This window comes from Paenibacillus sp. J22P143 (assembly GCF_059692035.1).
Genome location: NZ_JCAUAQ010000003.1, coordinates 299365 through 325866, shown reverse-complemented (window position 1 = coordinate 325866; position 26502 = coordinate 299365). Strand labels below are relative to the sequence as shown.

Annotated in this window: 17 protein-coding genes and 1 pseudogene; 16 read left to right on the top strand and 2 right to left on the bottom strand. The window is 44.5% G+C overall.

The window, feature by feature from the left end; translation table 11 throughout:
* Nucleotides 1-17 precede the first annotated feature (17 nt).
* The 4 genes and pseudogenes from AC58PQ_RS08450 to AC58PQ_RS08435 all read left to right on the top strand — a co-directional run bounded on the left by AC58PQ_RS08450 (nucleotide 18) and on the right by AC58PQ_RS08435 (nucleotide 4805).
* Nucleotides 18-2600: a GH116 family glycosyl-hydrolase gene (locus tag AC58PQ_RS08450; protein ID WP_497241521.1), complete on the top strand. Its 2583-nt coding sequence runs from the start codon at nucleotides 18-20 to the stop codon at nucleotides 2598-2600.
* Between the two features lie 208 nt (nucleotides 2601-2808).
* A pseudogene (sigK, locus tag AC58PQ_RS08445) lies at nucleotides 2809-3330 on the top strand (RNA polymerase sporulation sigma factor SigK); the annotation flags it as partial.
* Between the two features lie 442 nt (nucleotides 3331-3772).
* Complete coding sequence (locus tag AC58PQ_RS08440; protein WP_497241520.1) at nucleotides 3773-4213, top strand: hypothetical protein; 441 nt, start codon at nucleotides 3773-3775, stop codon at nucleotides 4211-4213.
* 76 nt (nucleotides 4214-4289) lie between these two features.
* Nucleotides 4290-4805: a hypothetical protein gene (locus AC58PQ_RS08435; RefSeq protein WP_497241519.1), complete on the top strand. Its 516-nt coding sequence runs from the start codon at nucleotides 4290-4292 to the stop codon at nucleotides 4803-4805.
* 123 nt (nucleotides 4806-4928) lie between these two features.
* On the opposite strand, the gene lepB is transcribed toward AC58PQ_RS08435, so the two are convergent.
* Nucleotides 4929-5588, bottom strand: coding sequence for a signal peptidase I (gene lepB, locus AC58PQ_RS08430; RefSeq protein ID WP_497241518.1), 660 nt, complete (start codon nucleotides 5586-5588; stop codon nucleotides 4929-4931).
* Between the two features lie 61 nt (nucleotides 5589-5649).
* On the bottom strand, nucleotides 5650-6084 hold the full coding sequence (locus AC58PQ_RS08425; protein ID WP_497241517.1) for a DUF6843 domain-containing protein: 435 nt from the start codon (nucleotides 6082-6084) through the stop codon (nucleotides 5650-5652).
* Between the two features lie 685 nt (nucleotides 6085-6769).
* Between AC58PQ_RS08425 and AC58PQ_RS08420 the strand changes: the two genes are divergently transcribed.
* The 12 genes from AC58PQ_RS08420 to AC58PQ_RS08365 all read left to right on the top strand — a co-directional run bounded on the left by AC58PQ_RS08420 (nucleotide 6770) and on the right by AC58PQ_RS08365 (nucleotide 26445).
* A complete protein-coding gene (locus AC58PQ_RS08420) occupies nucleotides 6770-7684 on the top strand; it encodes a dihydrodipicolinate synthase family protein (RefSeq protein ID WP_497241516.1) in 915 nt (304 codons plus the stop codon).
* 15 nt (nucleotides 7685-7699) lie between these two features.
* Nucleotides 7700-8380 (top strand): hypothetical protein, encoded by a 681-nt coding sequence (locus AC58PQ_RS08415; protein ID WP_497241515.1) that lies wholly within the window; start codon nucleotides 7700-7702, stop codon nucleotides 8378-8380.
* A 161-nt stretch (nucleotides 8381-8541) separates the two neighbouring features.
* On the top strand, nucleotides 8542-9036 hold the full coding sequence (locus AC58PQ_RS08410) for a NanQ anomerase/TabA/YiaL family protein (RefSeq protein ID WP_497241514.1): 495 nt from the start codon (nucleotides 8542-8544) through the stop codon (nucleotides 9034-9036).
* A gap of 439 nt (nucleotides 9037-9475) precedes the next feature.
* Nucleotides 9476-11371, top strand: coding sequence for an exo-alpha-sialidase (locus AC58PQ_RS08405; RefSeq protein ID WP_497241644.1), 1896 nt, complete (start codon nucleotides 9476-9478; stop codon nucleotides 11369-11371).
* A gap of 26 nt (nucleotides 11372-11397) precedes the next feature.
* A complete protein-coding gene (locus tag AC58PQ_RS08400) occupies nucleotides 11398-14133 on the top strand; it encodes an exo-alpha-sialidase (RefSeq protein ID WP_497241513.1) in 2736 nt (911 codons plus the stop codon).
* Between the two features lie 71 nt (nucleotides 14134-14204).
* A complete protein-coding gene (locus AC58PQ_RS08395) occupies nucleotides 14205-15875 on the top strand; it encodes an S-layer homology domain-containing protein (protein ID WP_497241512.1) in 1671 nt (556 codons plus the stop codon).
* A gap of 313 nt (nucleotides 15876-16188) precedes the next feature.
* Complete coding sequence (locus AC58PQ_RS08390) at nucleotides 16189-17811, top strand: extracellular solute-binding protein (protein ID WP_497241511.1); 1623 nt, start codon at nucleotides 16189-16191, stop codon at nucleotides 17809-17811.
* An 87-nt stretch (nucleotides 17812-17898) separates the two neighbouring features.
* Entirely contained in the window at nucleotides 17899-18837 is a 939-nt protein-coding gene (locus tag AC58PQ_RS08385; RefSeq protein WP_497241510.1) for an ABC transporter permease, read from the top strand.
* Nucleotides 18838-18851: 14 nt separating this feature from the next.
* Entirely contained in the window at nucleotides 18852-19727 is an 876-nt protein-coding gene (locus AC58PQ_RS08380) for a carbohydrate ABC transporter permease (protein WP_497241509.1), read from the top strand.
* Nucleotides 19728-19763: 36 nt separating this feature from the next.
* Nucleotides 19764-22286 (top strand): alpha-mannosidase, encoded by a 2523-nt coding sequence (locus AC58PQ_RS08375; RefSeq protein WP_497241508.1) that lies wholly within the window; start codon nucleotides 19764-19766, stop codon nucleotides 22284-22286.
* Nucleotides 22283-23221: a dihydrodipicolinate synthase family protein gene (locus tag AC58PQ_RS08370; protein ID WP_497241507.1), complete on the top strand. Its 939-nt coding sequence runs from the start codon at nucleotides 22283-22285 to the stop codon at nucleotides 23219-23221. Before AC58PQ_RS08375 ends, AC58PQ_RS08370 begins: the two co-directional genes overlap by 4 nt.
* A 20-nt stretch (nucleotides 23222-23241) precedes the next feature.
* Entirely contained in the window at nucleotides 23242-26445 is a 3204-nt protein-coding gene (locus AC58PQ_RS08365; RefSeq protein ID WP_497241506.1) for an alpha-mannosidase, read from the top strand.
* Nucleotides 26446-26502 lie beyond the last annotated feature (57 nt).

The window sequence follows — 26502 nt, the reverse complement described above, 5'->3', positions numbered from 1 at the left end:
AGAGAGAGGTTACATATATGAAAACCGCATATAAAGGCGCCAAAACGCGAGAAATCAGTTTTCCGCTGGGTGGAATAGGAAGCGGATGTATTGGCTTGTCGGGGAATGGGAGATTGGTGGATTGGGAAATCTTCAATCGTCCGAACAAAAAGAGCTTCAACGGTTTTAGCCACTTTGCTATAAAAGCTGAGTGTGATGGAGAGGTGTTGGATGCACGGGTTCTAAACGGAGATTTGCAGGCTTCTTACGCTGGCGAACACGTTCGAAAGGCCGCTTTACATAGCGGATTTGGCTTTGGGCCGGAGAGCGAGACGATGGCAGGCATGCCGCATTTCGAAGAAGTTGAATTTAGGGGTGAATTCCCATTGGCTGAAATGTCGTTCGCGGAATCGAAGTTCCCAGGACGCATTGAATTAGTAGCTTTTAACCCATTCATTCCCCTTCAAGAGGATGATTCAAGTATTCCTGCTGCGTTTTTTGAGTGGGAACTGGAAAATACGGAAGCTGTGCCGCTCACCTATACGTTATGTCTCTCTGCGGGTAATCCGATTCCAACGGAGAGGGTTGTACACCAGTACAGTGAAATTGATGGCATCCATTCGATCCTGTTAGGATCAAATCAGTTTGACAACGGAGATCCGAATTTTGGTGATATAACGATTGCCACAGATGCGGCAGACAATAGCTACCAAGAATATTGGTACCGCGGCGGGTGGTGCGATAATCTTGAGATGTTCTGGCATGACTTCACGCAGCCTGGGTACTTGAACAATAGGCAGTATGACGAAGATCAACCGCCTTTGCAGAGAAAAGACACAGCATCGTTAGCTGCGCATGCGGAGCTGATGCCTGGCGAGAAGAAAAAGATTAGATTTACGATCAGCTGGCACTTCCCGAATGTAAACAATTATTGGAATCCGAATCCAGAAGGCCCTAACAGCTGGCGAAATTATTATGCAACCCTATTTGAAGATTCACGGGCAAGCGCGAAATATGCGTTCAAGCATTGGAATTATCTTTACGAATCCACTCATGCATTTAAAGAAGCGTTGTATGCTTCTACGGTGCCAGACGTTGTCAAAGACGCGGTATCTGCGAACCTATCTGTCCTCAAGTCGGCGACGAGCTTACGACTGACCGATGGCTCTTTTTATGGATTTGAAGGCGTCATCGAGGATACCGGATGTTGTGAAGGCTCCTGTACGCATGTATGGAATTATGCCTATGCCTTGCCGTTTTTGTTCCCAAGACTGGAACGAAGCATGAGGAATCTGGATTTCAAGTACAACAAACGCGAGGACGGCAGAATGTCATTCCGTTTGATGCTTCCCCTAGGACGCGAGAGAATGGATTACCGTGCCTGCGCGGACGGACAATTTGGCGGTGTCATTAAAGCTTATCGCGATTGGAAAATATCGGGGAACACGGTGTGGTTGCGATCTGTCTGGCCCGCAATCAAGCAATCGATTGAGTACGCTTGGTCTAACAGCAACGAGGACAAATGGGACCCCGGGAAGACTGGAGTTCTCCACGGCAGACAACATCATACATTGGATATGGAGCTTTATGGTCCAAATTCCTGGTTGAGTGGGTTTTATTTGGCTGCGCTCAAAGCGGGGGCCGAAATGGCTAGATACCTAGGAGATCAAGCGACATCAGATGAGTTCGGCTTGTTGTTTCAAACCGGCAAACGGTGGGTAGACGAGCATCTATTCAATGGCAAGTATTACGTTCAGCAAGTCGATCTAAGGGATAAATCCTTACTAGATCAATTTGACGAAGAGACGGTTCGTGTCTATTGGAATGAGGAATTGGGAGAAATCAAATATCAAGTCACTGAAGGCTGTGTGATTGATCAGGTCATAGCACAATGGCATGCTAATTTATGTGGGCTGGGAGAAATTTTTGATAAAGGCCAAACCCGCACTGCGTTAAAATCCCTATATCGGTATAATTTTAAAGCCAGTATGAGAAACGAGGCCAATACTTGGAGGTTGTATTCGCTTGGTGACGAGGGGGGAATTGTGATCTGCACATGGCCCGAAGGAACGAGCAAGCCAGCGATCCCATTGACTTACAACACGGAAACGATGACGGGCTTTGAATATCAAGCAGCCTCGCACATGATCCAAGAAGGATTCGTCGAAGAAGGATTATCCATCGTGCAAGCGATTCGTGATCGTTACGACGGGGAAAAGCGTAATCCGTGGAACGAGATCGAGTGCGGCAGCAATTACGCCCGATCGATGGCAAGCTACTCATTGCTGCAGGCTTTCAGCGGATTTGAATACAATATGGTTGAAGGGATGATCGGCTTCAATCCCGTGCAATTAGAGGATGGGATATTCCGTACGTTCTGGTCGCTCGATGCAGGATGGGGGACCTTCGAGAAGCGTCCGGAGCAAATGCTCCTTCAAATTTTGGGTGGGCAACTCGACTTAAAGATATTTAAACTTCCCGTGGAGCAACTCATTGCAATTGAACACATGGAATGGAATGACATTAGCCTGACGTACAGCATAGTAGGGAATGAAATTCATCTTACTGGCGGGCATACGCTGGATGTGGCGCATCCGCTTGTCATCAAGCTCCGCTCTTAAGCTATGCTCTATATTCCACGATACATGGTAGCCTGAGGGATAAACCCTCAGGTTATTTTACCACATAAGAATTTACAAGTTTCCGGTACCCGGAAAAACAAATTCTTATTGGCGATAAAAACAACATTTTAAACGCGGTCGCTCATCCTCGAAGGACTTCGATAGAAGTTTTTCTCTAACTTTGAACTATACGAGGAAATTTACCTTGCTTCGTGTACACAACCTCAAAAAATTCGATAATACCGGCGAAGATTTGGAAGATTTGATCTCGATTGGGACGATCGGATTGATTAAGGCGATTGAATCTTTTTCGCCGAATAAGGGCACGAAACCCGCAACTTTTGCAGCGCGCTGTATCGAAAATGAAATCCTGATGCATCTGCGATCCTTGAAGAAAACACGCAAAGATGTGTCTCTGCATGATCCTATTGGAACGGAGAAAGAGGGGAATGAAATTACGCTTATCGATATCCTCGGCAGCGAGGCGGACGATGTGGTGGATGCGGTTTAATTGAAAATTGAGAAGTCAAAAATCTATCGGACTCTGGAGATTTTGGATGACCGTGAGAAGGAAGTCGTGGTTGGTCGGTTTGGTCTTGAATTAGGTGGGGAAGAGCGGACGCAGCGGGAGATTGCGAAGGAGCTGGGAATCAGCCGCTCCTATGTGTCGCGGATCGAGAAACGGCCACTCATGAAGCTATATCATGAGTTTTATAAGGCGAAGCGCTAAGGTCGGTTAGTTGATAACTCGCAGACTTCATTTATTTGGCATCAGATAATGGGGGCGAAGACGATGACAGCCTTAATCCAGATCGAGCATGTTAGTAATTTTTACTATATGTGTGGAGAAACGATTCGGGCGTTGGATGATGTTTCGCTGGATATCACGAATAAATCCAAATAACTGCATGGCTCATTTCGGGAGCATTTGGGCAATTGAAAAGGAGAGCCAATGTAAAAATAACGGGTTCCGTTTTGAACAGAAGGAGTCCTTTAGCTACCATCAAAAGCGAAACGATGTACTTTACCCTTTCGCACGAGCACTTATTGGGCGGACGCCTATCAAGCGTACCATCGAGAATCTTCAGATCGGATCGAGTACGTATTACTCGAAGTTGAAGTGGTTATACAAACGTTGTCTTGAATTTACCGACAGGCATGAGACCAAAAATTTGACTAACAAATCCTTTGACAAGATGTGGCTCAACACAGACAAACTAATTTACCATCTCAATATCGTCCGAAAGAGCGGACAAGCCAATCATCGTTATGATAACTTAGAGGATAAACAAATGCAGACGCATGTCGTTATTAGCGCTGACGTGCACTCTCTTTATGTATTCGGGGCAGACGTGGCATACGACTGGGATATCCGTATCGAGTATTTGGAACATGACACCGCTTTGTACAAAGACGATCATTTGGACGAATTCTCGCGGAAGAACGCAAGACTTCGTTTTTCATTCGCACCGCAGCCACCGACGGCGAATGACACTCAAACCATTACGGAGTTTAACGAGGAATGGAACGAGTTCAACCGAAGAAAGAAATATATCGATGGTCTTCACGTGAATTCCACATACACTCGGGGAGGCGCATCACTTCCTTTGTAAGGTTGACCGTAGTAAAAGTCGCCAAGACGCCTATAGGGAATATCAAGAAGGACAGAGAGATCTGTCTTTATGGGGAATGAGCTCGGGAATCGATGATGCTTCAATTAGCAAACTAGCTTACTTGAAGCTCAAAGAAAAGTTTAAGACCTATCAATTTCACGAAGAAGTTACCATCGACGGCAGGGAATGTCGGAGGTGGGCGAGGAATCCGATTGAACACCCATTACCAACCCCAGATAAAGGGTGGTACGCGGTGGATTGCACCACGGATTTGTCTTCCTATGAACCGAAGCATATTGCCAACTTGGTTCTTCAGGTTAATGACAGAGAAACTAATGCATTCATGCAGCAGATCAGGCGGAGGCTAAGCATTTTGGAGAGACCACTTGTGACCGCAAGTGGCGATGGTAAAAGTTATATCTATACCAACTTCAACCCCAAGTACGCGCAGTACGCCATCACGATCCTTCGCACATATTATAACTATTGCCAACCCCAAAAATCGTGGGACAAGCAGAAACTTACTCCCGCTCAACGGCTTGGCTTAGCCGATAAACCATATACCATCAAGGATATAATTTACATGATGTAGAATTAATCAAAAGGGTAACCGATTTGCTCTCGGTTACCCCTTTTTTGCTTTACTATCGTTCTTCGAGCTTATTGAGAACCATGCGTTTTCATTTCGTTCATTACCTGGTCATTTTTCAACAAATTAGTCTACATACCCAACAATTTTTCCCTTAATATAATCTTTTGGGATTGCGCCGATCATATTGGAACTAAAAGGACTTCTCCACCATTGGTCTGCCAATACAAAGAAATGATTATTGGAAATTTTCACATCTTGTTTCATGGTTTCTGCCTTGCTTTTGTCCTGAACCTGTTCGCCGTAGTATTCCTTGCCGTAAAATGTATCCAGATTCTTTCCGTTTATTGATACCTGACCTTGTTTAATGCTTACAGTTTCTTTTGGCATTGCTACAACTCTTAAAGCTTGTTTTCTTTCAAGTTCTACATTTTTAGTTTCAATGGCTTCATCATTTGATTTTTTTTCATATTTCTCATGATTCTGCCTGACAATGGCTTCGGGCAACTCAATGTATACAATGTCTCCCCGCTTGATTTCGTTTTGTTGATAATAAGTTTTATCAACAACAAGGTTTATTGGGAATTTCCCATCACGCTGCATAGCATCTGATCGAAATTCAAAAATAGTCATGTTAGACGTAAGGTCTTGTCTCTCCATTAAGTTTGGCATTTGTCGTGTTTCTGTATCGGTAATAGAAGAACTACAACCAGTTATAATAATAAGTGCTGAAACGACTATGGTCAAACCTCTAATAACTATTTGCACACCGCTCATTCCTTTCATACACTCTCCTAATTTGGTTTTCGTATTCATGCCATTGGGTAATATCATCTTTAGATGAGAATCATTTTCCCCACATTCTAAAGTCTTCACTGCACTTTGTCTGCGTGATTTTCAGATAATTATGATTTGTGATGCTCGAACCTGACTGAGTTGAACCATTTCCTCTAACATAAACACAATTAACATCTATTGGAGTTCGGTGTCCCTCCTTGTCAACATAGAAATACTTATCGGTAACTATTCCGTATTCCATATCAGGTTTCGATGTATCGTATGTCCCATCAGCTTCAATTGGAATAACATCATATTTTCCTTCCTTCTCAAGTTTTAGAGCATTAGGAACGTTATAATTTACCTGCAGGTCACCTTCAAATCCTGCTGGAATTAGATATATATCGTTCGTAGAGGAAGGTTTGAGCAACCAATTCAGAGCAAATACTCCAAGGATCGCAATCACAAGAATAAGAATAAGAATATAATTTCTAATTTTAGTCACTGCTGATATCACTCCGTCCATTTCTCATGGTTTTTCTTGAAACCAATCCCAATCATTAGACGTTCAAAACTTGCGAAAGTTCCAACATTTAACAAAACACTTATCTAATTTTTATTTACAACTTATTTGCTACGATTGTCATTTACTATGCCAATCAAGGTGTCATTTCACTTTTTGCACCTCAAAACGGAACTCGTTAATGTAAAACATGGTTCTCTATTTTCCTACCAAATCATAGGAGATATACGAAACATCGATGCGGTAAATGAAACAAGAAGAAATATGAATCATGCTAACCGGTAATCCGGTAACGATAATGTATGCGATTTATTTAGCTTCGTAATAAATGAAACGACCGTGGGCAGCGTTTATTTGATTTTTACGAGCCAGCCGGTAAACCTTTTTACGCGTGTTTAAAAAGCACGAGGACGTCTCGCCAATGGTTTTCCGAAATGCACATGCTTCCTCTTTACACCGCAGTGTGGGAGAAAAATGAAACATAGTAGGAAAAATGGAACATACCCTGGAGGAGCTAAAATGGTTCATGATATGGCAATTTGGTGATGTTCATCACTTTTGCAAGGCGCGTATACTGAGGTTGCACTGTCAAAACAGAAGGGTGAATGCGCCATGCAGTCAATCGAAGGGATTTACGAACATAGTGAAGACAAGGAGTGTGGCAACTGTGGATCCGTTAACGATGCGCGGCATTATTTCGGTTTTGAACACCCCGTTCACCATACAGAACGAGCTTGATGAGGCTTCGTTACGGCGGAATGTCCTGTTGGCGATGGACGCGGGAGTAGTGGGCTTCCTCGTGCCCGGTCTGGCTGCGGAACTGCATAAGCTGACGCCAGAAGAAAGGCTGCGCATGACCCGGGTTGTGGTGGATGAAGCATGCGGACGTGTTCCTGTTATCGGAGGAGCAACAGCGGCTTCTTCAGTTGAACGGTTGACGTATGCAGAACAATTCATCGGACTTGGGTGTGCTGGAATTTTGGTGAATATTCCGTATCAGGATGACCGGCAATACGAGCGGGATGTTCGGGAGATTGCCAGTGTCAATCCTGGATTTTTGATGCTGCAGGACTGGGACCCTTCCGGTTTCGGTGTGCCTGTGCCGCTTATCGCCAAGTTGTTCCGCGAGATTGAGGAGTTCCGCAGCTATAAAATCGAGGTAGTTCCGGCAGGTGTAAAGTACAGTCAGGTCCTCGAATCGACCGGCGGTGGCTTGCATGTCGCTGGAGGATGGGCTGTGACACAGTTTATTGAAGGCTTGGACCGTGGGATTCATGCCTTTATGCCTACAGGTATGCATGAAGTGTATACCGCGATATATAGAATGTACACGGAGGGGAAGAGAGCCGAGGCTGTAAAGTTATTTTATCGGCTGCTGCCTGTCTTGGCGTACGCGAACCAGCATCTAGATGTGTCGATTCACTTTTTCAAACGACTCTTATACAAGCAAGGGACTTACGATACCCCACGCGTGAGAGAGCCGATCTTAGCGTTTGACCAATGCCATGAGCGGATTGCGGACGAATTAATTGCCTATGTCTTACAGTTGACAGCAGAGCTTGAAGAGGAAACAAAACCATGAGGAGAGAGCATCGTTATGAGGCCGAAAGTGCTAATAAATCGAAAAGATTGTATCCCCGGATCGATGGGATTGCTGTTAAGATTCGTTGGGATAACACGGTATGGCTCTATTTATGGTGTTGGTAAAATTTTCAAAGCAATCTTAATCATCCTTTTTTTGGTTGTGACTACAACATTGGATTGGAAATGTTTAACGTTCCACCGAAGCTTACGGTTCAGCAGGCCATTGAGGCAGGGAACCAACCTTGTCACAATCAAAAATATGGCAAGGCCGGATGAAGATAAACCTGTTAATTGGAATGCTCCTGATGCCTTTTATGAGCTGGTTAAGGAAGGGATTATCACCCACGTTTCGGGAAACGGGGCGACAAGCATTCATGATTTTGAACTGGCTTTCATTGGAGAAACCTCAGAGGACGTCGCCAAAGCAATCGAAGACGGCTCCTTCGGTATGTGGGAAGGAACCGGTCGCTATATGAATGATGCGATTCAGCAGGGCGTCGCCAAAGTTCTCGGATATGGTGAAAGTTTATTCGAATATGTATCAGCACATCCGGAACGGTTCCCGCATGTTGACGATTGTGTTTTTGTTCAATGCCAGCGCTATGGGGTGCCGTACACATGCCATATATCCATCGGAACTGATATTATTCATCAGCAGTGGAAGCGGTTCAGATTCCAGGGAAGACGGATATAACCGAATGGACATCGGAAGGGTTCGAAGAATGGGAAGGTGGAAATCTGGCTAGGCAAAGTGATTATTTGGATCTTAGTCATTGGTCGATGTGGCTGGGATGGTAATTGAATCAAGGTGATATTTTCTGAACAGGCTAATTACAAAATACGGGAGGCACGATTATGATTCTAGGCGATATCCGTCATTATGCAGAAGAAAGGCACTTATATCCTTCTTATATCCAAAAAGGAATCGACGCTATTATTAACGGCAATCTGAGCGAAGCGGAAAATGGGAAGTACGAACTGGACGGTGAATGGATGTTTGCAATGGTTCAAGAGACGAACACGAGACCGCCTTCAAGCTTTAAACCGGAATCCCACAAACTTTACACTGATATTCAGTTTCTAGTATCGGGAGAAGAAAAAATAGGAGTTTCTCGCTTGTCCCCTAAACATGAAGTTATAGAAGAAAAGTTTGATTTACAAGACATTGCGTTTTACGACTTTAGCGTCGAGGACGAATCTGTGATTTATTTAAAACCAGGCATGTTTGCCGTTTTCTACCCTACGGATGTTCATCGTCCTTGTTGCTGCGCAACAGAGAGTACCAGCATAAAGAAAATCGTGATCAAGATACACCAAAGATATTGGAATGATTCCTCCAGATCGTCTTAGCGTGATTATATCGGGCAAATAGGACTATTTGCATCATAGCGGAGAAATGAATCAAGCTCCGAAAAGCGGAAAAACGGTGCCATAAAACACCAATTTGGCTATTCTAATGCTCTAAAAAGGTGTGCTAATATCCTCGTGTAAGGCAAACTGCTTACATGAGGATGTATTCGCTGAAATCAAACTAGGGGATTATATGAATTGAATTCACTGACTGAGATGTAAGCGCATACACATTCGAGTTGAATTAATAGAATTTTTGATACAGACCTTTTTCGGTGTTGTGTCAAAGTTCTTTTAAGATAAAGAAAGTAAAGGAAAGGAAGGTAAGAGGAGGGAATAAAAGTAAATAAAGGAACTAAAAAGGGACTTAAAGTAAAGAAAACAGGCATTAAAGAGTTGTTATTAACCATTTGAAAGGACGTGACCCTGTTTGAAGAAGATGAAACGTTTAAGCCTCGTATTGTCTCTAAGTTTAGCTTTTAGTATGTTTGGTTCTGTAGTAGGTTCTGTAGTTGCGGATTCAGCAGCGCCGGAAGGCATTTCCCATGCTAGAATGATGCCCGTCGACACGCTTGCCAATCACGGTTCCACTATGGTAGAACTGCCAGATGGTACGCTCTTCTCTGTTTGGTTTAACGGAAATGGCGAAAGGGATGGGAATTTAACTAAACTGATCGGTTCTCGCTCGAATGATGGCGGGAAAACTTGGACAGAACCATTCGTTGTTTACGATACATGGGATTTCCCAGATAACAACCCGGTTCTTTTCGTAGATAGCCAATCAAGACTATGGTTGTTCTACGGCGTCATCTACAATGGCCAATGGGTATCTACGCAAACTAAATTTATGTATGCCGATATTGGCAATTATGAGTATGCCGTTCGCAATGGCGGAAATCCAAAGTGGCACTATCCACAGCCCATCTACACCAATGTTGGTGATGGCATGGTTGGCGAAGGTAAGTTCACAAGTGGACAATGGACCTATGGCGTCAAGGGCGCTGATATTAAGTTTGTAAAACCAAGTTCAGTGGGTACATCAGTGACTCAAGCGACTTATCTAGACCCGTCAAAGTATGTACCAGTAACTTCAAAGTTTAATGCCACTGATACGCGTTATATTACAGACAGCTTTGTTGTCTCGATGAGAAATAAATATGATCAGTACATTACATATTTGAATGCCGAGAAGCCTTACGATGATGTATATGCAGGTAGAACAGCTGAAGTCGTCAATTTGCTTACCACTGGAGTCTTTACTCCGAATGGTACTGGTGGTTATACCAAATATGAGCCGCCAATTATTAAAAACTCAATTGAACGTGCTTCTGGTGCAGATAATAACGTTAATACATGGGGTCCCATTTACCGCAGACTTGGATGGCAAACCAAAAATAAACCAATTGAAGTAACACTTGCAGATGGCGTAACCAAAAGATTAATTTTGCCGTTATATTCGGATTCGTTGTCAAACTCAGTTTGTGCGTATACCGACGATCACGGTATCACTTGGAAGTTTAGTGATGCTATTGTAGGATCGGGTACGATTCAAGGCTCGTTGATTGAAATGGATAATGGCACAATTCGCGGTTATTTTAGAAGCGGTAAGCTAGATGGCAGAAACGGACGTATGGCATGGCACACAACATACTCTGAGTCCACCGATAAGGGAGCAACGTGGAGTGTTCCGAAAGTCGATCCTAATCTGAAAAACGATGGCGGCTTTGAACTTTCCAAGCTTCCAAATGGCGACTGGTTGATAGCTACAAATCAAGAAACCGCACGCGGTGTAGTTAAGCCTATGCAAGACGGTAATAGAAGTTCTTTCAGTTTATTGATTTCTTCTGATGAGGGATTACATTGGAAGCCGATCATGATTAAGGATGGCATGAACAATGGTGAGACCTATGAATATCCATCGGTTATGGTTGACAGAGCTGGGAACGCTTTGATGAACTACACGTATAAAACACCAGCTGGCCCAACGATTGGCTTCTCCAAAGTCGCAAGCAGCGAGATTGGGACGTTATTTAGTTCTGTTACGACAGCAACTTACGGCGCTGGAACTACACCGACTATTGACAGTGTTACACAGTTGCCTACCATTGAACTGCAACTAGGACAAAATACACCGCTGACCTTCAACCTAGAGATAGGCGGACAATCGTCCACTGTAGCAATCAATACACTTACTTTGACTTCAGATTCGACTGCTGTAGCTACAATTAACTCCGCGACCGGGGTCGTGACTGCACTTAAAGCAGGAACTGCAATGATAACTGCTGTAAACAACCAATACGGAACAATTTATAAGTGCATCATTAAAGTTAACTAAGTTACCCATCGAAAGGAGTAATGTAGATGAAAAGGAAATTCAAGTTACTAACTACACTGACAGTTTGTGCGGCAATCTCTGTAACAAGCTTAGTTCCTGCTGCCTTAGCTGCTCCAACGGGAACGTTTAGCTATTCTGATAAAGCTGTAAGCATTTTCAATCCAATTAAGGATAATGGTAATACAGGAGACCACATACACGGGTCCAGTATTGTAGAATTACCAAGCGGAGAGTTGTTATGTGTATGGTTTCAGGGAAATGGCGAACGAGATGCGACTACGACACGAATTATGGGAGCGCGTTCAGCGGATGGTGGCACAACGTGGACGACACCATTTGTAATGACCAATGCTCAAGATATTGCTGATATTAATCCTGTCGTATACGTTGATTCTGGCGACCGTCTCTGGTTTTTCTGGTATCCCGTATTGGCGGGCAGATGGCAAACTTCCCAACCTAGATATGCTTATGCCGAAAAAGGCAGCTATGAGTTTGATAAGGTTGGCAACAATGCGCCTGACTGGACATTTTCTGAAAATGTTGGGATTAAACTCGGTAAAAACATCGGCGGTACAGTCGATCCGAACAGCACAGACGATCATATAAGTCTGTCGCTCGATGATAGAACTGGGGTACCATTAGCTAATAGACCTTCTTGGGCCACAGCTCCTGTTGTAGCGCGCCCAGAGTTGGCCAAAGGTTTCGTGAATACGATAAAAGCCAAGCTTGTTGAGCAAAAAGAGTATTTGTTCAAACCCGTTGCAGTTGGCGGAGCAGGAATGAGCCGTAGAGTTAATGAAGCTGAATTTGATGGTCTAGCCACGCAGATTATGCAGCTCAGTGGTGGCGACCCAACTCAATATCTGTACGCTCCGACAGTAGCGGACAAAATTTATGAGACTCGTTCAGGTTATCCGTACGCCCGCCGACTCGGCTGGCAAACCAAAGATAAGCCGTTTGAGGTAGCTCTTGGCAACGGCAAAGTTCGTTTAATTCTGCCCCTATATTCAGATGTCATGGAAATGAGCATTATGGCATTTACAGAGTATGATCCTTCCAAACCTCTTGGGGATAACTCGGTTCGTTGGGAGATGAGTGAGCCAATTGTAGGGGTAGCGAACATTCAGGCCACGATGGCTCAAAAGAATGACGGCACGATTGTAGCTTATATGCGTGACAATGGTCCAAGACCTTATCGTGTGGTAGCTTCCGAGTCCAAGGACAAGGGATTGACATGGTCAACAGTCAAGGACGTTCCTGAACTGCAGGATCCGGGTGTAGGTCACGACCTTCTGCAACTTGAGAGCGGTAATTGGGCATTTGTTCACGTAGATACGGAATCGGGCCGGAACACGTTGGCTGTCGCCCTATCAGACGATGAAGGCAAAACTTGGAAATACAGAAGGCATCTTGCCCTGGATACAAGAAGCAGTATGGGAAGCTACCATTACCCTGCTATAACGCAAGCAGATAATGGGGATATCTTAATCAGCTTCAGCCGATTCTTCTCGTCGCTTGATAAGGACGCCAATAATCAATCCTTGTCCAGCTATAAGAATATTGCCTTCTCCAGAATTACCGAAGACTGGATTAAGCAGGGTGATACTGAAAACATTATCAGAGAATATGAAAGCTTCGATCGTGAAATTGCAGTTCCTGCATCTTTCAATATCGCTACTGCATCCGATAGTGAGATTAAAGCCCTGTTCCCATCTACTGTTAAAGCATATACCTCCTATAAACCGGGGGCAGCAAACGGTGTGCTTCCTTCCGTTGATTTGCCGGTGAATTGGGATATTGCAACTATTAAAACGAATTACAAACTTAATTCTTTAATTAGCAACCTTACCGGCGTTGTTGATGAGACAAGGCTTCCACAGGGTGTAACGAGCAATATGCTGCCGAGCTTCAAAGTACCATTGAGAGTATATCTCTATAATGAGTCAAGCGCTGCGGTATTGACTGGCCCTAGTTCTGTAAGATCTACGGGGAACGTCGCATTGCAATTCGGGGTAACAGGCGTTCAGGACGTAGCTGCGCAAGATGTTATTATCAACTACGACAAAACGAAGTTTACTTTTGACAGTGCAACTTCCTTAGGCGAAAACACAACGGTTGATGTTTCAGATGATGCAACAACAGGCACATTGCATATGGTTGTCGTTCACCCAGGTGCGACGAATGCACTGGATGGTAATCATCCAGCCCTTATTAAGGTGGACTTTAAGCCAGTTGCGAACGCAACAGGAAGTGGCAGCTTCAGCATACAAAAAGATATCCTTTCGGATGGAAACGGTATTAAAACGAATGCTGCTGTAACTGGTGCACAAGTATCTGTTGCTATCATTAATGGAACTGCTTTAACGACAGCGATTTCTACTGCTCAGACGAAACTCGCGAATGCGGCAGCAGGAGTTGCGATCGGTCAATATCCAGCTAGGGCAATCGATGCGCTTCAAACGGCATTGACCGTTGCTCAAGGGGTCAATGCTAATTCGGGCGCGACAGAATTGCAATTGAACAACGCAGCCGCAACTCTTAATACGGCAATTACAGTATTTGACGGATTCATCATTACGAGTCTAACCGGTGATCTGAATGGCGACAACGCAGTTGACATCAGCGATATTGGCATAATTGCAAATCGCTATGGGTTGAAGTCCACTGACAGTGGATGGGACGTAAGATGGGATTTGGACGGTAACGGTGAAGTGGGGCTATACGAACTAGCCTTTATCGTTAGACGTTTGTTGAACCACTAATTATTCCTGCAAGAAAGGAGGAGGGCAAGAAATTGTCCTCTTCCTATTTATCCTAGAGAAGAGGTGTCTTCGTGAAACGTGTTACGATTCTAAGTTGGACGTTCATCTGTTGTATCATTTTGTCCTTTCAAAGTACGGTACAGGCTAGTGAGCCAGCGGCATTCCATTTGACAACAAATGTGGACCAAATAAGCGTTAATGAAAGTGTTGCGATAACTGTAAAGGCGAGCGGTGTACAAGATGTTTCTGCATACGAAGTCATGCTGCAATGGGATTCTTCTATTGAACCAGTAGGAATACCACAGAATAAGTTGTCTGGACAAGGGATGACTGTTAATAAAACAGAGGGCAATCAAATGATTTGTGCCTTCGCGCTCAAGAGTGGCCAACCCGCTGTTAGCGGTGATTCGAAGCTTTGTACGTTCGTATTTAAGGGTAAATCAGTTGGTCAAGCGAACGTGAAATTAGCTTCCGTGAAAGTGATGGATTCAAATTTGCGTGAAACGAAATATATCCCTAACAATTCGATACAACTTGCTGTAACTAGTAATAATGGAAATCCAACGAATCCACCGCCAGCTGATACGTCGGAACCAGGCATTGTATCCATTGTTGCAACACCCGATACGCAAGGCACTACGACTGTTAATGTTCCATCAGAAGCCTTGAATAAAGCGACTCAAACAGCTGATCAAGACATCGTAAGGATAAACGTAGAAGGAGCTGAGACATCTAATCAAGTCGTTGTTGAATTTACTTCCCAGCAGCTTCGTGATGCGAATAGTGCAGGTATTGATAAAATCGAAATTAAAACAGGACTAGCAACCGTAACAATTTTCCCTGAGTCATTGACTGAAGCAGGTTCCAGCTCAAGTAAAGTTCAGCTTTCGGTATCTAAAGTTGATGCTTCTACATTGTCGGATTCTGTTAAACATATAATTGGAAATCACACCGTATATGACTTCAAACTGACGGTGGATGGCCAGACCATTAGCAAATTCGAAAATAACCGTCCAATCGTTGCGATTCCATATACGCTGCAGCCAGGCGAATCACCTCATCGGATTGTCATCTACTATTTGTCTAACGATGGTAAATTAGAAATTGTCAGAAACGGGAAGTACAATGCGTTGACCGGCGTGGTTGAATTTAAGCCAGCTCATTTTAGCTACTATGCGGCAGTAGATGTAAAGTCATTGTTTACAGATTTGGGCTCTGTGCCATGGGCGAAAGCTGACATTGAAAGCCTTGAAGTGCGCAAAATCGTTTCTGGTGTAAGTGAAGGTCAATTTAGTCCTCAAAGCCAAGTTTCAAGAGCTGAATTCATTCAAATGCTCATGGGAGCACTGGATCTAATCAATGAACAAGCCAAGAGCACATTTAGTGATGTAGAGCAGGGAGCTTGGTATGAGCAAGCTGTTGCTAGTGCGCAACAACTTGGTATTGTGAATGGCAAAGAAGATGGCAGTTATGGCATTAACGAGAAAATCAGCCGTCAAGATATGGCGGTTATGATCTACCGTATGGCCCAAAAGTCGGGCATGAAATTGCCAAACACTGCGAGCGCTCAGGTATTTACAGATCAATCGAAAATCGCGGAGTATGCCGAAGATGCGGTAACAGCGCTTCGTCAAGCTGGAATCGTAACTGGATTGGAAGACGGCAGTTTTGCACCAAGCGATTATACAACTCGCGCGCAAGCAGCTGTGATGATTTATCGCATTTTCAATTTGGCGAGATAAACAAGAAGTCCACAAATGATATTGAAACCCGCTGATGAGGCGGGTTTTTCTATGTGCGGCACACATGGCGATTCACTGGTAGTAAAGGTCCACTTTGGTACATGGAAGGAAAATGAATCATCTTACCGTGATTAACTATCGTGCAATATGACTTTTTGCATCATAGCGGAGAAATGAATCAAGGTCCGAATAGCGGATAAACGGTGCTTTAAACGCCAATTTGGATATTCAAATGCTCGAAAATGGTGTGCTATGATCGGTGTGTAAGGAAAACCAAACAAAACCAAACCAATTACATGGGAGGATTTATTCGATGAAATCAAAAAAGGGGATTATGGCAGTAACTGGTTCATTACTAGTACTATCAAGTGTGCTTAGCGGTTGTGGAAGCAGTTCAACGACTTCAACGGATAATTCAGCAACTCCGGCAACTACTGCTGGTGCGGCAAGCACGCCGGCGGCATCTGCCCAACCACTTTCGTTAACTTGGATGAGGTACGAACACGCATCGCAAGCTATCGTTTCCAATTCAAAAGCCGTCCAGGAAATTGCAAAGCGTAAAAATGTAAAACTAAATCTTCAAAGTGTCCCACAAAGCAACTACGATGATAAAAAGAAAACATTGATTGCAACGAATACGCTGCCTGATGTGATGTTGGTCAAACAGGATGATATTCAGAACTTTGCTGACACAGGAACATTCCTTGATTTGACTCCTTATTTGGACAAAATGCCAAATCTGAAGAAAGTCATTGCCCAGCAGCCAGAGATCAACAAAAACAAAATTGACGGTAAGCTTTATGGATTCCCACTTGTAGCGAATTGGCAGGGTGTTGGCGGCCAGCTTTCGATGATCCGTACGGATGTGCTTGATAAGCTAGGTTTGAAAAAGCCAACTACGTATGATGAATTGCATCAAGTAATGAAGAAAATGAAAGAAGCGAATCCAGATTCCTATCCGTTTGCTGCTCGTGCTGCAAATGGACTTACAGGAACAGAAAATCTAATTAATCCAATTACATTCGCATTTGGAAGCGGATACACAACCTTTAACGGAACGAAAGTATACTACGAGCCAAAAGAGAAAAAATACAAATTCGGTCCGGCTATGCCAGAGTTTAAAGAGGCTATCACATACTTGAATAAACTTTACAAAGATAAGCTTCTTGATCCGGATTATGCTACGGCTACATCGCAAATTTGGCAAGAAAAGCTAAACGCAGGCAAATCCTTCTATTTCCAAGATAATAATGGTTTCGCTGGCACGTTTAATATTAATCTGCAGAAGAAGGATCCGAATGCTAAGTTTGATATGCTGGATACGATGACAACGCCGAGCGGTACAAAGCGTAACCTGATCTATGCACTTGGTCACTTGTCTGAATCGTATGTCATTAATGCGAAAGTAAAGAATCCTGAAGAAGTTGTTAAATTCATGGACTGGTTCTACTCCCCAGAGGGAATTGAGGTTACAAACTTCGGTATTAGAGGCGAAGATTTCACTGGCGAGAATGGCGATTACAAATTGACTGACGCTGTTATCACTAAGTATAAGGACAGAACGCCAAGCGCAATTTATGCGTTGCAATCTGAATATGGCACGGGCTACCTGGGACTTGGTGTGTCTAATGACGATCATGCTTTATTACCTTTTAACTCCAAGGAATGGTCAGATTGGAACAATAAAGCATCGAAAGCATTGGCTGCAGGCGAAAATGTTCAATTCGTTAACGACCCTCCATTTACAAAAGAAGAGCGTGAGAAGTTGAAACAAATCCGTACACAGCTTGACGCTCACCTGGCTCAAAACATGGATAAGTTTATTGTGACAGACGGTGCACTCAAAGATTGGGATAACTTCGTAAATCAACTCAAAGCAAAAGGTTCTGATGATATCGTCAAAATCTACAACGATGCCTTAGCCCGCGTGAAGTAAAGATAGAAGTTCATGCAGTGAGAGGGCAGGTTGCTAAGATACACTGGGCAGCCTGCCCCTTTATTATCCAGAGAGGAGTGGAGATATTTGACACCAGTTGTTGAGATTAAAAAAAATACACCAGTTGTTGAGATTAAAAAAAATATTCGCAAGAGCATGCCACTGTATCTTATGTTTCTATTACCGTTTGCCTATTTTGTTATTTTTCACTATGCGCCTATGGTTGGGAATTTGATGGCATTTGAAGACTATTCGATCGTAAAGGGTTTCTTTCATAGCCCGTGGGCAGGCACGAAGTATTTCCGCCAATTTCTGACGGACCCGTATTTTTGGCAAGTGGTTAAAAATACATTACTCATCAACCTGTATTCACTCATTTTTTATTTCCCATCTTCTCTCGTGTTCGCTTTATTGTTAAACGAGCTGCAACAAAAGTTTTTCAAAAGGTTTGTTCAAAGCGTCACATATGTTCCCCACTTTCTGTCTACCGTTGTGGTCGTAGGTATGCTGGTTAACTTCCTCTCCATCGATGGTCTCATTAATGAAGTGATTAAGGTTTTTGGCGGGGAACCGAAGACATTCATGTCCATGCCGCAGTGGTTTCGAACCATTTATGTCGGATCTGAAGTTTGGCAACATCTTGGTTGGAACTCCATTATTTTTTTGGCGGCATTGACCGCTATCGATCCGCAACAGTATGAGGCGGCGACGATGGATGGGGCAAATCGCTGGCACAAATTGCTGCATATTACACTGCCTGGGATTTCAACCGTTGTCACGATTATGCTGCTTTTGACTGTGGGTAAAATGCTTTCGGTCGGATTTGAGAAAATTATATTATTGTACAGTGGTCCCACGTATGAAACTGCAGATGTTATTCAAACCTTTGTTTATCGTCGAGGGTTGATTGACAGCGACTTTAGCTTTGCAGCGGCTGTAGGTATTTTCCAATCTATATTAGCTTTTGCGCTCGTTATATCAGCGAATGAAATCGCCAAAAAAATAAATGGATCAAGATTGTTCTAGCGGAGGGGATTAAGATGCAAAGTCGTAAGTTTTCTTATTTCGATACGATTAATATAATTTTTATGCTGGCTATGATCTTTATCACCCTGTATCCGCTTTATTATATGGGAATCATATCGATTAGCTCGGGGTCATCGACTAGCAGCGGTGAAGTATTTTGGCGACCTGTAGGTATTAATTTTAAAGCATATAGTGTCATTCTTAATGATCCTGCCATTATACGCTCCTACGCCAATACCTTTTTATATACGGCCGGTGGTGTGCTTATTAATTTGGCGTTGACGGCTCTTTGCGCATATCCTTTGTCGCGAAAGCATATGTATGGGCGTTCATTTCTTGCTTTGTTTGTTGTGTTCACCATGTTCTTCGACGGTGGTCTCATCCCGCGTTATATGGTGGTTCATGCGTTAGGAATGGTCAATACGGTTTGGGCCATATTAATTCCGACAGCGATCAATGTTTTCAATATGATCTTGATGAGAACATTTTTTGAAGATATTCCAGAAGCCTTACACGAGTCTGCGATTATGGACGGAGCCGGAGAATTTCGAGTTTTCGTGAAAATTGTGCTGCCACTTTCTTTGCCTGTAATGGCCACAATGTTTCTTTTTTACGCGGTAGCTCACTGGAACAGCTTCTTCCCTGCACTCATTTACTTAAATGATAAAGAACTGTACCCGTTGCAAATCCTTTTGCGTAATATCGTCATTTCGGGAGATATGGCGGCACAATCATCATCAATGGGCGCAGCAGAAGCGGGGCTTGCTACCATGACAGAAAATATTAAATATGCCTGTGTCTTCGTTGCCATCTTGCCCGTGCTTATCATTTACCCGTTTGTGCAAAAATATTTCGTGCAAGGAGCCATGCTTGGATCTGTAAAAGGTTAAGTTTCAAACAATTATAATGAATGAAGGGGGGATAAAATGACTGTTGAAACGAAGCTTCATTTAATTGGCAATGCTCATTTGGATCCGGTTTGGTTATGGCGTTGGCAGGAAGGATATGCGGAAATCAAAGCGACTTTTCGTTCTGCTCTGGATCGATTGAATGAGTTCCCTGATTTTGTATTTACGTGTGCTTGCGCAGCCTATTACAAATGGGTTGAAGAGAATGCTCCAGAGATGTTTGCAGAAATTAAGCAGCGAGTTGCTGAAGGACGTTGGGTCATTACGGGCGGTTGGTGGATACAACCAGACTGCAATTTGCCATCGGGCGAATCATTTGCTAGGCATAGCTTATATGGTCAACGGTATTTTATGGAGAAATTCGGTGTGATGGCCAAGGTAGGTTACAATGTTGACTCTTTCGGTCACCATGGCATGATGCCGCAGTTATTGAAGCAAGGCGGAATGGATTCCTACGTATTCATGCGTCCTGAGAAGCATGAGAAGACATTGCCGCACGATTTATTCTGGTGGGAATCGGAAGATGGCAGCCGTGTGATGACATTTAGGCTTTCGGATAGCTACGGCAATTGGGCGAGCAATGGCATGGAAGATAAGATCTTAAGCCACAGAAATGCGGCGATTGCAAGCGGTCATGCTTTCATGTCTTTCTATGGCGTCGGTAATCATGGCGGCGGGCCGACAATTGAGAACCTTAAGCTCATCCATGAGATCCAAAAGCGACCTGATCTGGACGACATTCAATTGAGCTCTCCTAATCATTATTTTTCAGAAATGATGGAGATGGATCCAGCTATCCCTGTGGTTAAGGATGAACTGCAGATGCATGCGGTCGGTTGTTACTCCACACACTCGGAATCTAAGGCCGCTAACCGCCGTGTGGAGCATCGGATGCTGACAGCCGAGAAATTTTCTACACTTGCCAATGTGGCGCTTGGTTTACCGTATCCGTCAGAAGCGCTTAATCGGGCTTGGGAAAATGTCATGTTCAATCATTTTCATGATATTATGGGCGGCTGCAGTATTAAGGAGGCGTACGAGGATGTCCAGGAATTTTATGGGGAGGCCTTAAGCATTGGAGCAAAAGCGATAAACGCTGCGCTTCAAAAGATTTCCTGGGCAATTAATACAATGAAACCGGGTGTGAAATCCTTAAGCAAGCAGAAGGACTGGCAGCTGTGGGAGCAAGATGATCTAGGTTCACCTCTTGTGGTATTTAACCCATTATCGTGGGAAGTAGTGGCACCTATTGCCATTAACAAGAAGCTGGCTGGTGTGACAGATGCTGCAGGCAATCCCTTGCCGATTCAAACGATCAGGGCATCTCGGACAAATACCAGTGATAAATGGGATACATTAGTCACTGGGCGAATTCCGGCTTTTGGCTATCAGGTGTACTGGGTATACCGTGATAAAGCTTGCGATCCGATGGAGCCGAAAGGGACCGCTCGGGCTGAGGGTTGCTTCTTAGAGAATAATAAGCTATTCGTTGAGCTCGATCCGGAAACAGGATATATCAGACATATCATTGATAAGCTTAATGGTTGTAGAGAAGTACTGGCTGGAGACGGAGCGGTGCCAATCGTCTTGGATGAGAGCCACAGCGATACATGGGGACACGGTCTAACACAGTATCGGGATGAATGGGGACGCTTTGGTCATGCAGAGCTAATCGTGCTTGAAACTGGGCCTCTGAGAGCGACGATTAGGGTAATTAGTTATTTTGGGAAGTCTGTCCTTCGTCAGGATATAAGCTTATTACATGACAGTTCCGACTTGCAAGTAAAGGTACGGCTTGATTGGAGAGAACAGCATAAGATGCTGAAGCTTGCCTTTCCTGTCAATGCCCAGCAGCCCCGTGCAGTGTTTGAAATTCCGTACGGCTACATTGAACGTCCAGCCAATGGAAACGAGGTGCCTGGACAAATGTGGGTGAATGTATCGGGGAATGAACCTGGTAAAGATGAGGGAATGGAACCGTCAGTCGTGTTCGGACTTTCTTTGATTAACGATACCAAATACGCTTACGATGTGCTAGACAATGAATTAAGGATGACCGTAGTGCGAAGTCCGATTTATGCGGATCACTTTGGCGAACGTGATGAACAATCGGAATATATGGATCAAGGCGTGCAGGAGTTTACTTACATGCTCTCGCCACATGCCGGATCATGGCAGGATAGCGGCGTTGTACGTAAGGCATACGAATTGCATACTCCGCTGCAGCAGGTATGGGAAACGTACCACGAAGGGGATTTACCACAAGTATCCGAGGGGATTGAGATTTCGGCCGAAAATGTAGTAACTGTGGCGTTTAAACCAGCTGAAGACGGAAATGGTTGGATTCTACGCTGTAATGAGGCTTACGGAAGAGAAGTGGAGACAGATTTATTCATTCCAGCCTTGAAACGCAGCTGGCGAAGTACCTTTGGTAAGTGTGAAATCAAAACATTTTTGATACCTACAGATCAGCAAGAGCCCATCCATGAAGTGAATTTTGTGGAAATGAAAAATAACAATGAGAGTGAGTTGTTAAAATGAAGATTAATAACCCTAATGGCGTATGGCCAACCATGATTACCTTATACAAGGAGTCTGGAGAAATTGATTTTGATGCGATGGGACGAATGGTTGAATGGTTTATTCAAAACAAGGTTGACGGATTATTTGCTGTATGCCAGTCAAGCGAAATGTTCTTTTTGAGTTTGGAAGAGCGCGTGGAGCTTGCCGCTTTTGTCGTGGAGAAGGCGGCAGGGAGGGTTCCCGTCATAGCTTCGGGGCACATTTCCGACTCGCTTGAAGACCAGGCTCGAGAATTGACAGCGATGTCACAAACGGGAGTTGAGGCCGTAATCCTGATTTCGAACCGATTGGCAGGAGCGGATGAGTCCGATGACGTGTGGATCGCTAATGCTCAAAAGCTAATTGAACAGCTGCCAGACCATATTGCGTTTGGTATCTATGAATGTCCATTTCCATATAAGCGTCTATTAACACCATCTGTCTTGAAATGGTGTGCGGATACCGGAAGATTTTTCTTCTTGAAGGATACGTCTTGCGACGTGGAGATGATCAAAGAAAAGCTGGAAGCGATTAAAGGATCTTCATTAAAGCTTTACAACGCCAATACAGCTACGCTTCTGGAAACATTGAAGCTTGGCGTTGATGGTTACAGTGGAGTCATGGCTAATTTTCATCCAGACCTGTATGCATGGCTACTGCAAAATTGGGAGAAGCAGCCTGAAGAAGCGCAGCGTTTAAGTGATTTACTGAGTGTTGCTTCATTTATTGAGCGGCAGTTATATCCGATTAACGCTAAATACTATCAGATGAAGGAAGGAATCAGTTCGAATTATCGCTCGCGTGCGAGAAATCATGATGAGTTTACAGCCACGAATAAAGCGGAAGTCGATCAGCTATACCGTCTTTCCAAGGAGTTATCTAAGCAATTCTCAGCTGTGGCAACTAAGATTTAACAGAGGAATGAGGAATAGCCATGCTCCCCAAAAGTATACATTTAGCTGATAAAAAATTAGAAAAACGAATTATCGAATTGGAGCAGTATCGATATATCGACCAGCGGCCGATACCCAGCTATCAATTATGGGAGGATCAAGAAGCGGCCGTAGCGGCTATGCCGCCAGAGAACGCGGAGTGGCGTACGATCTCGCTTGGTGAACGATGGAGCGGTTGGGATTTGACAGCTTGGCTGAAAACGGAGATAACGTTTCCAGCCGAGTGGAAAGGGAAGAAGGCACTCGGGCTGTTCGATTTCGGTAAGACGGGTGCTGGGCACAATTCAGGGTTCGAATCGCTTGTTTTTCTTAATGGAGAGCCGTATCAGGGGGTTGGAGGCAACCATCCTGAGGTATTTCTACCAGAGAAACTGATCGGACAGAAGGTTGAGCTGCTCTTTAAAGTTTGGACGGGTTTGAACGGGATGACAGGAGATAAGAGTGAGCTGGAGCATAAAATACAGGTTTCTACGCTTGCTCTGCTGGAGGAAGAGACGGATGATCTGTATTACACGGCGAGCGCGGTATTACAAACCATTCAATTGCTAAGTGAAAACAGCTGGGAGCAAAAAAACCTGTTAAGGGCGTTGGACCTAGCTTTTCAACTCATTGATTGGCGTGTTCCCGGTGATGCAAATTTTTATGACAGCGTCAAAGAAGCCAACGCAAAGTTAAAGGGAGAGCTGTCCGTCATTCCAAAACACAGTGAAGTGACAGTTCGCTGCATTGGACATACACACATCGATGTTGCTTGGCTGTGGCGTCTCAAGCACACCAGAGAAAAATCTGCTCGATCGTTCTCCACCGTATTGCGCTACATGGAACAGTTTCCTGAATATACGTTTTTGCAGACACAGCCGCAGTTATACGATTACTTGGAGAAGGATTATCCCGAGCTTTACAGCCAAATCGCCGATCGTATCCAGGAAGGACGCTGGGAAGCAGGGGGGGCGATGTGGCTGGAATCGGATTGCAATGTACCTTCCGGGGAATCACTTGTTCGTCAACTGATGTACGGAATGCGCTTTTTCGAGCAACGCTATGGAGCCAAATGCGAATATTTGTGGCTTCCCGATGTGTTCGGATACAGCTGGGCACTTCCGCAAATTTTGCTTAAGGCTGGCTTGCGCTATTTTATGACGACGAAGATTAGTTGGAATGTCTATAATCGATTCCCGCACGATACGTTCTATTGGCAGGGGATCGACGGCAGTAAAATTTTGACTCATTTCATCACGACGACCGCTCCGGATGCTGAACCCGGCACTACTTTCTATACCTATAACGGCCTTGTTACGCCAGAAACGGTAACCAGTGTATGGGAAAACTATCAGGATAAAGAGTTGAACCGTGATATGCTGCTTGCCTTCGGTTATGGAGATGGCGGTGGAGGGCCGACACGGACGATGTTGGAAACTAGACGCAGATTAGAAAATATGCCAGGCTTGCCTAAGGTAACGATCGGCCGTGCTGACGAGTATTTCAATCAGCTAGAAGAGACCGTAGCGAGTACGGATCGATATGTCCATAAATGGGATGGGGAGCTTTATCTGGAGCTTCATCGCGGGACCTACACTTCGCAAGCGTACAACAAAAAAATGAACAGACATATGGAAAATCTACTGCATGACGCGGAAATGATCTCTACCATCTTAGGCTCACTGGCAGGCTTTGTGCATTATCCTCAGATGCAAATCTATGAGAGCTGGAAGATCGTACTGCGCAATCAATTTCATGATATTTTGCCAGGATCCTCGATTGCTGAAGTATATGAGGATTGTCGTATCGAGTATGCGGAGGCGGAAGCCTTGGCTGTGGGAGCGAAATTGGGAAGTCTGCAGCGACTCGCGGGACTTGTACGTAACGGGACTTCGCCAAGCTGGATCGTCATGAATACGCTTCCGTGGGAGCGCAAAGATCTCATCCATCTCCCATGGGAGATGCGATTCGAAGGTAAAGTTTGGTACGACGCAGAAGGTCGTATGCTCCAAACGCAGATGGTTAAAGAAGCCGATCAAGGTAACGTCCTGCTGATTGAGGTAGACCATATTCCGGCATTCGGTTATACAACGATTCACTGCGATAACGCCAACGAAGTCAAGCTTTCGACAGAGGTTCGGATTACCGCAACGAGCAGTTCTGCGACAACACCTTATTATGAAATCGAATGGAACGAGAATGGGCAATTGACCCGGTTGTTCGATAAGCGGATGGAGAGGGACGTGCTCGCACCAGGTGAGATCGGAAACCGATTCGACGTCCATGAGGATAAACCGCTTGCAAACGATGCATGGGATATCGACATTTTCTATTACGATAAAGTGCGGAACATTACGAATTTGACCTCGGTGGAAATCATCGAGCAGGGCGTTCTCTGCACAGTCATCCGCTTTGCTTGGACATATGAAAAATCTGAGCTGGTGCAGGATATGGTACTGTACCCGGACAATCCTAGAATTGATTTCGTAACACGGGTAAATTGGCAGGAACGGCAGCAACTGCTTAAGGTAGCGTTTCCGATCGACGTACGTGCTACTGCAGCGACATATGAGATCCAGTTCGGTAACGTAGAACGGCCAACCCATTGGAATACAAGCTGGGATTATGCCCGCTTTGAAACTTGTGCTCACCGTTGGGTGGACCTATCGGAGAGAGGTTTCGGCGTTAGCCTGTTGAACGATTGCAAATACGGTCATGATGTGCGGGACAACGTGCTGCGGCTGACTTTAATAAAATCGGCGATCAATCCTGATCCGACGGCTGATCTTGGCGAGCACCAATTTACGTACTCACTGCTGCCCCATAACGGAGACTGGTTTCAAGCAGGGACGGCGATAGAGGCCCACAAGTTGAACATCCCGACATCCGCTTCTGAACTTCCTGCCGGAAACATCGATTCGCAAGCTCAGTTACCAGCCTCACTAAGTTTCTTTGCTTGTGATAGCGGGAATGTGGTCGTGGATACGATTAAGAAGGCGGAGGATTCTGACGAGTGGATTGTTCGCTGCTATGAATATGGCGGCCAGCGTGGAGCAGTAGGTTTCAGCTCCCATTTTCCAATCGTTAAGGTGGAGGAAGTTAACCTAATGGAGCGAGAGGAGCAAGTGATGGAGCACACCGACCGAGGCTTTGCCGCTTATTTCAAACCGTATGAGCTGAAAACGTTCCGCATTCTTTTAACCTAGTATACGAACTTGACTATTCGTATAAAAGGTTTGCTTCTACTAAACGAAGGCCACATA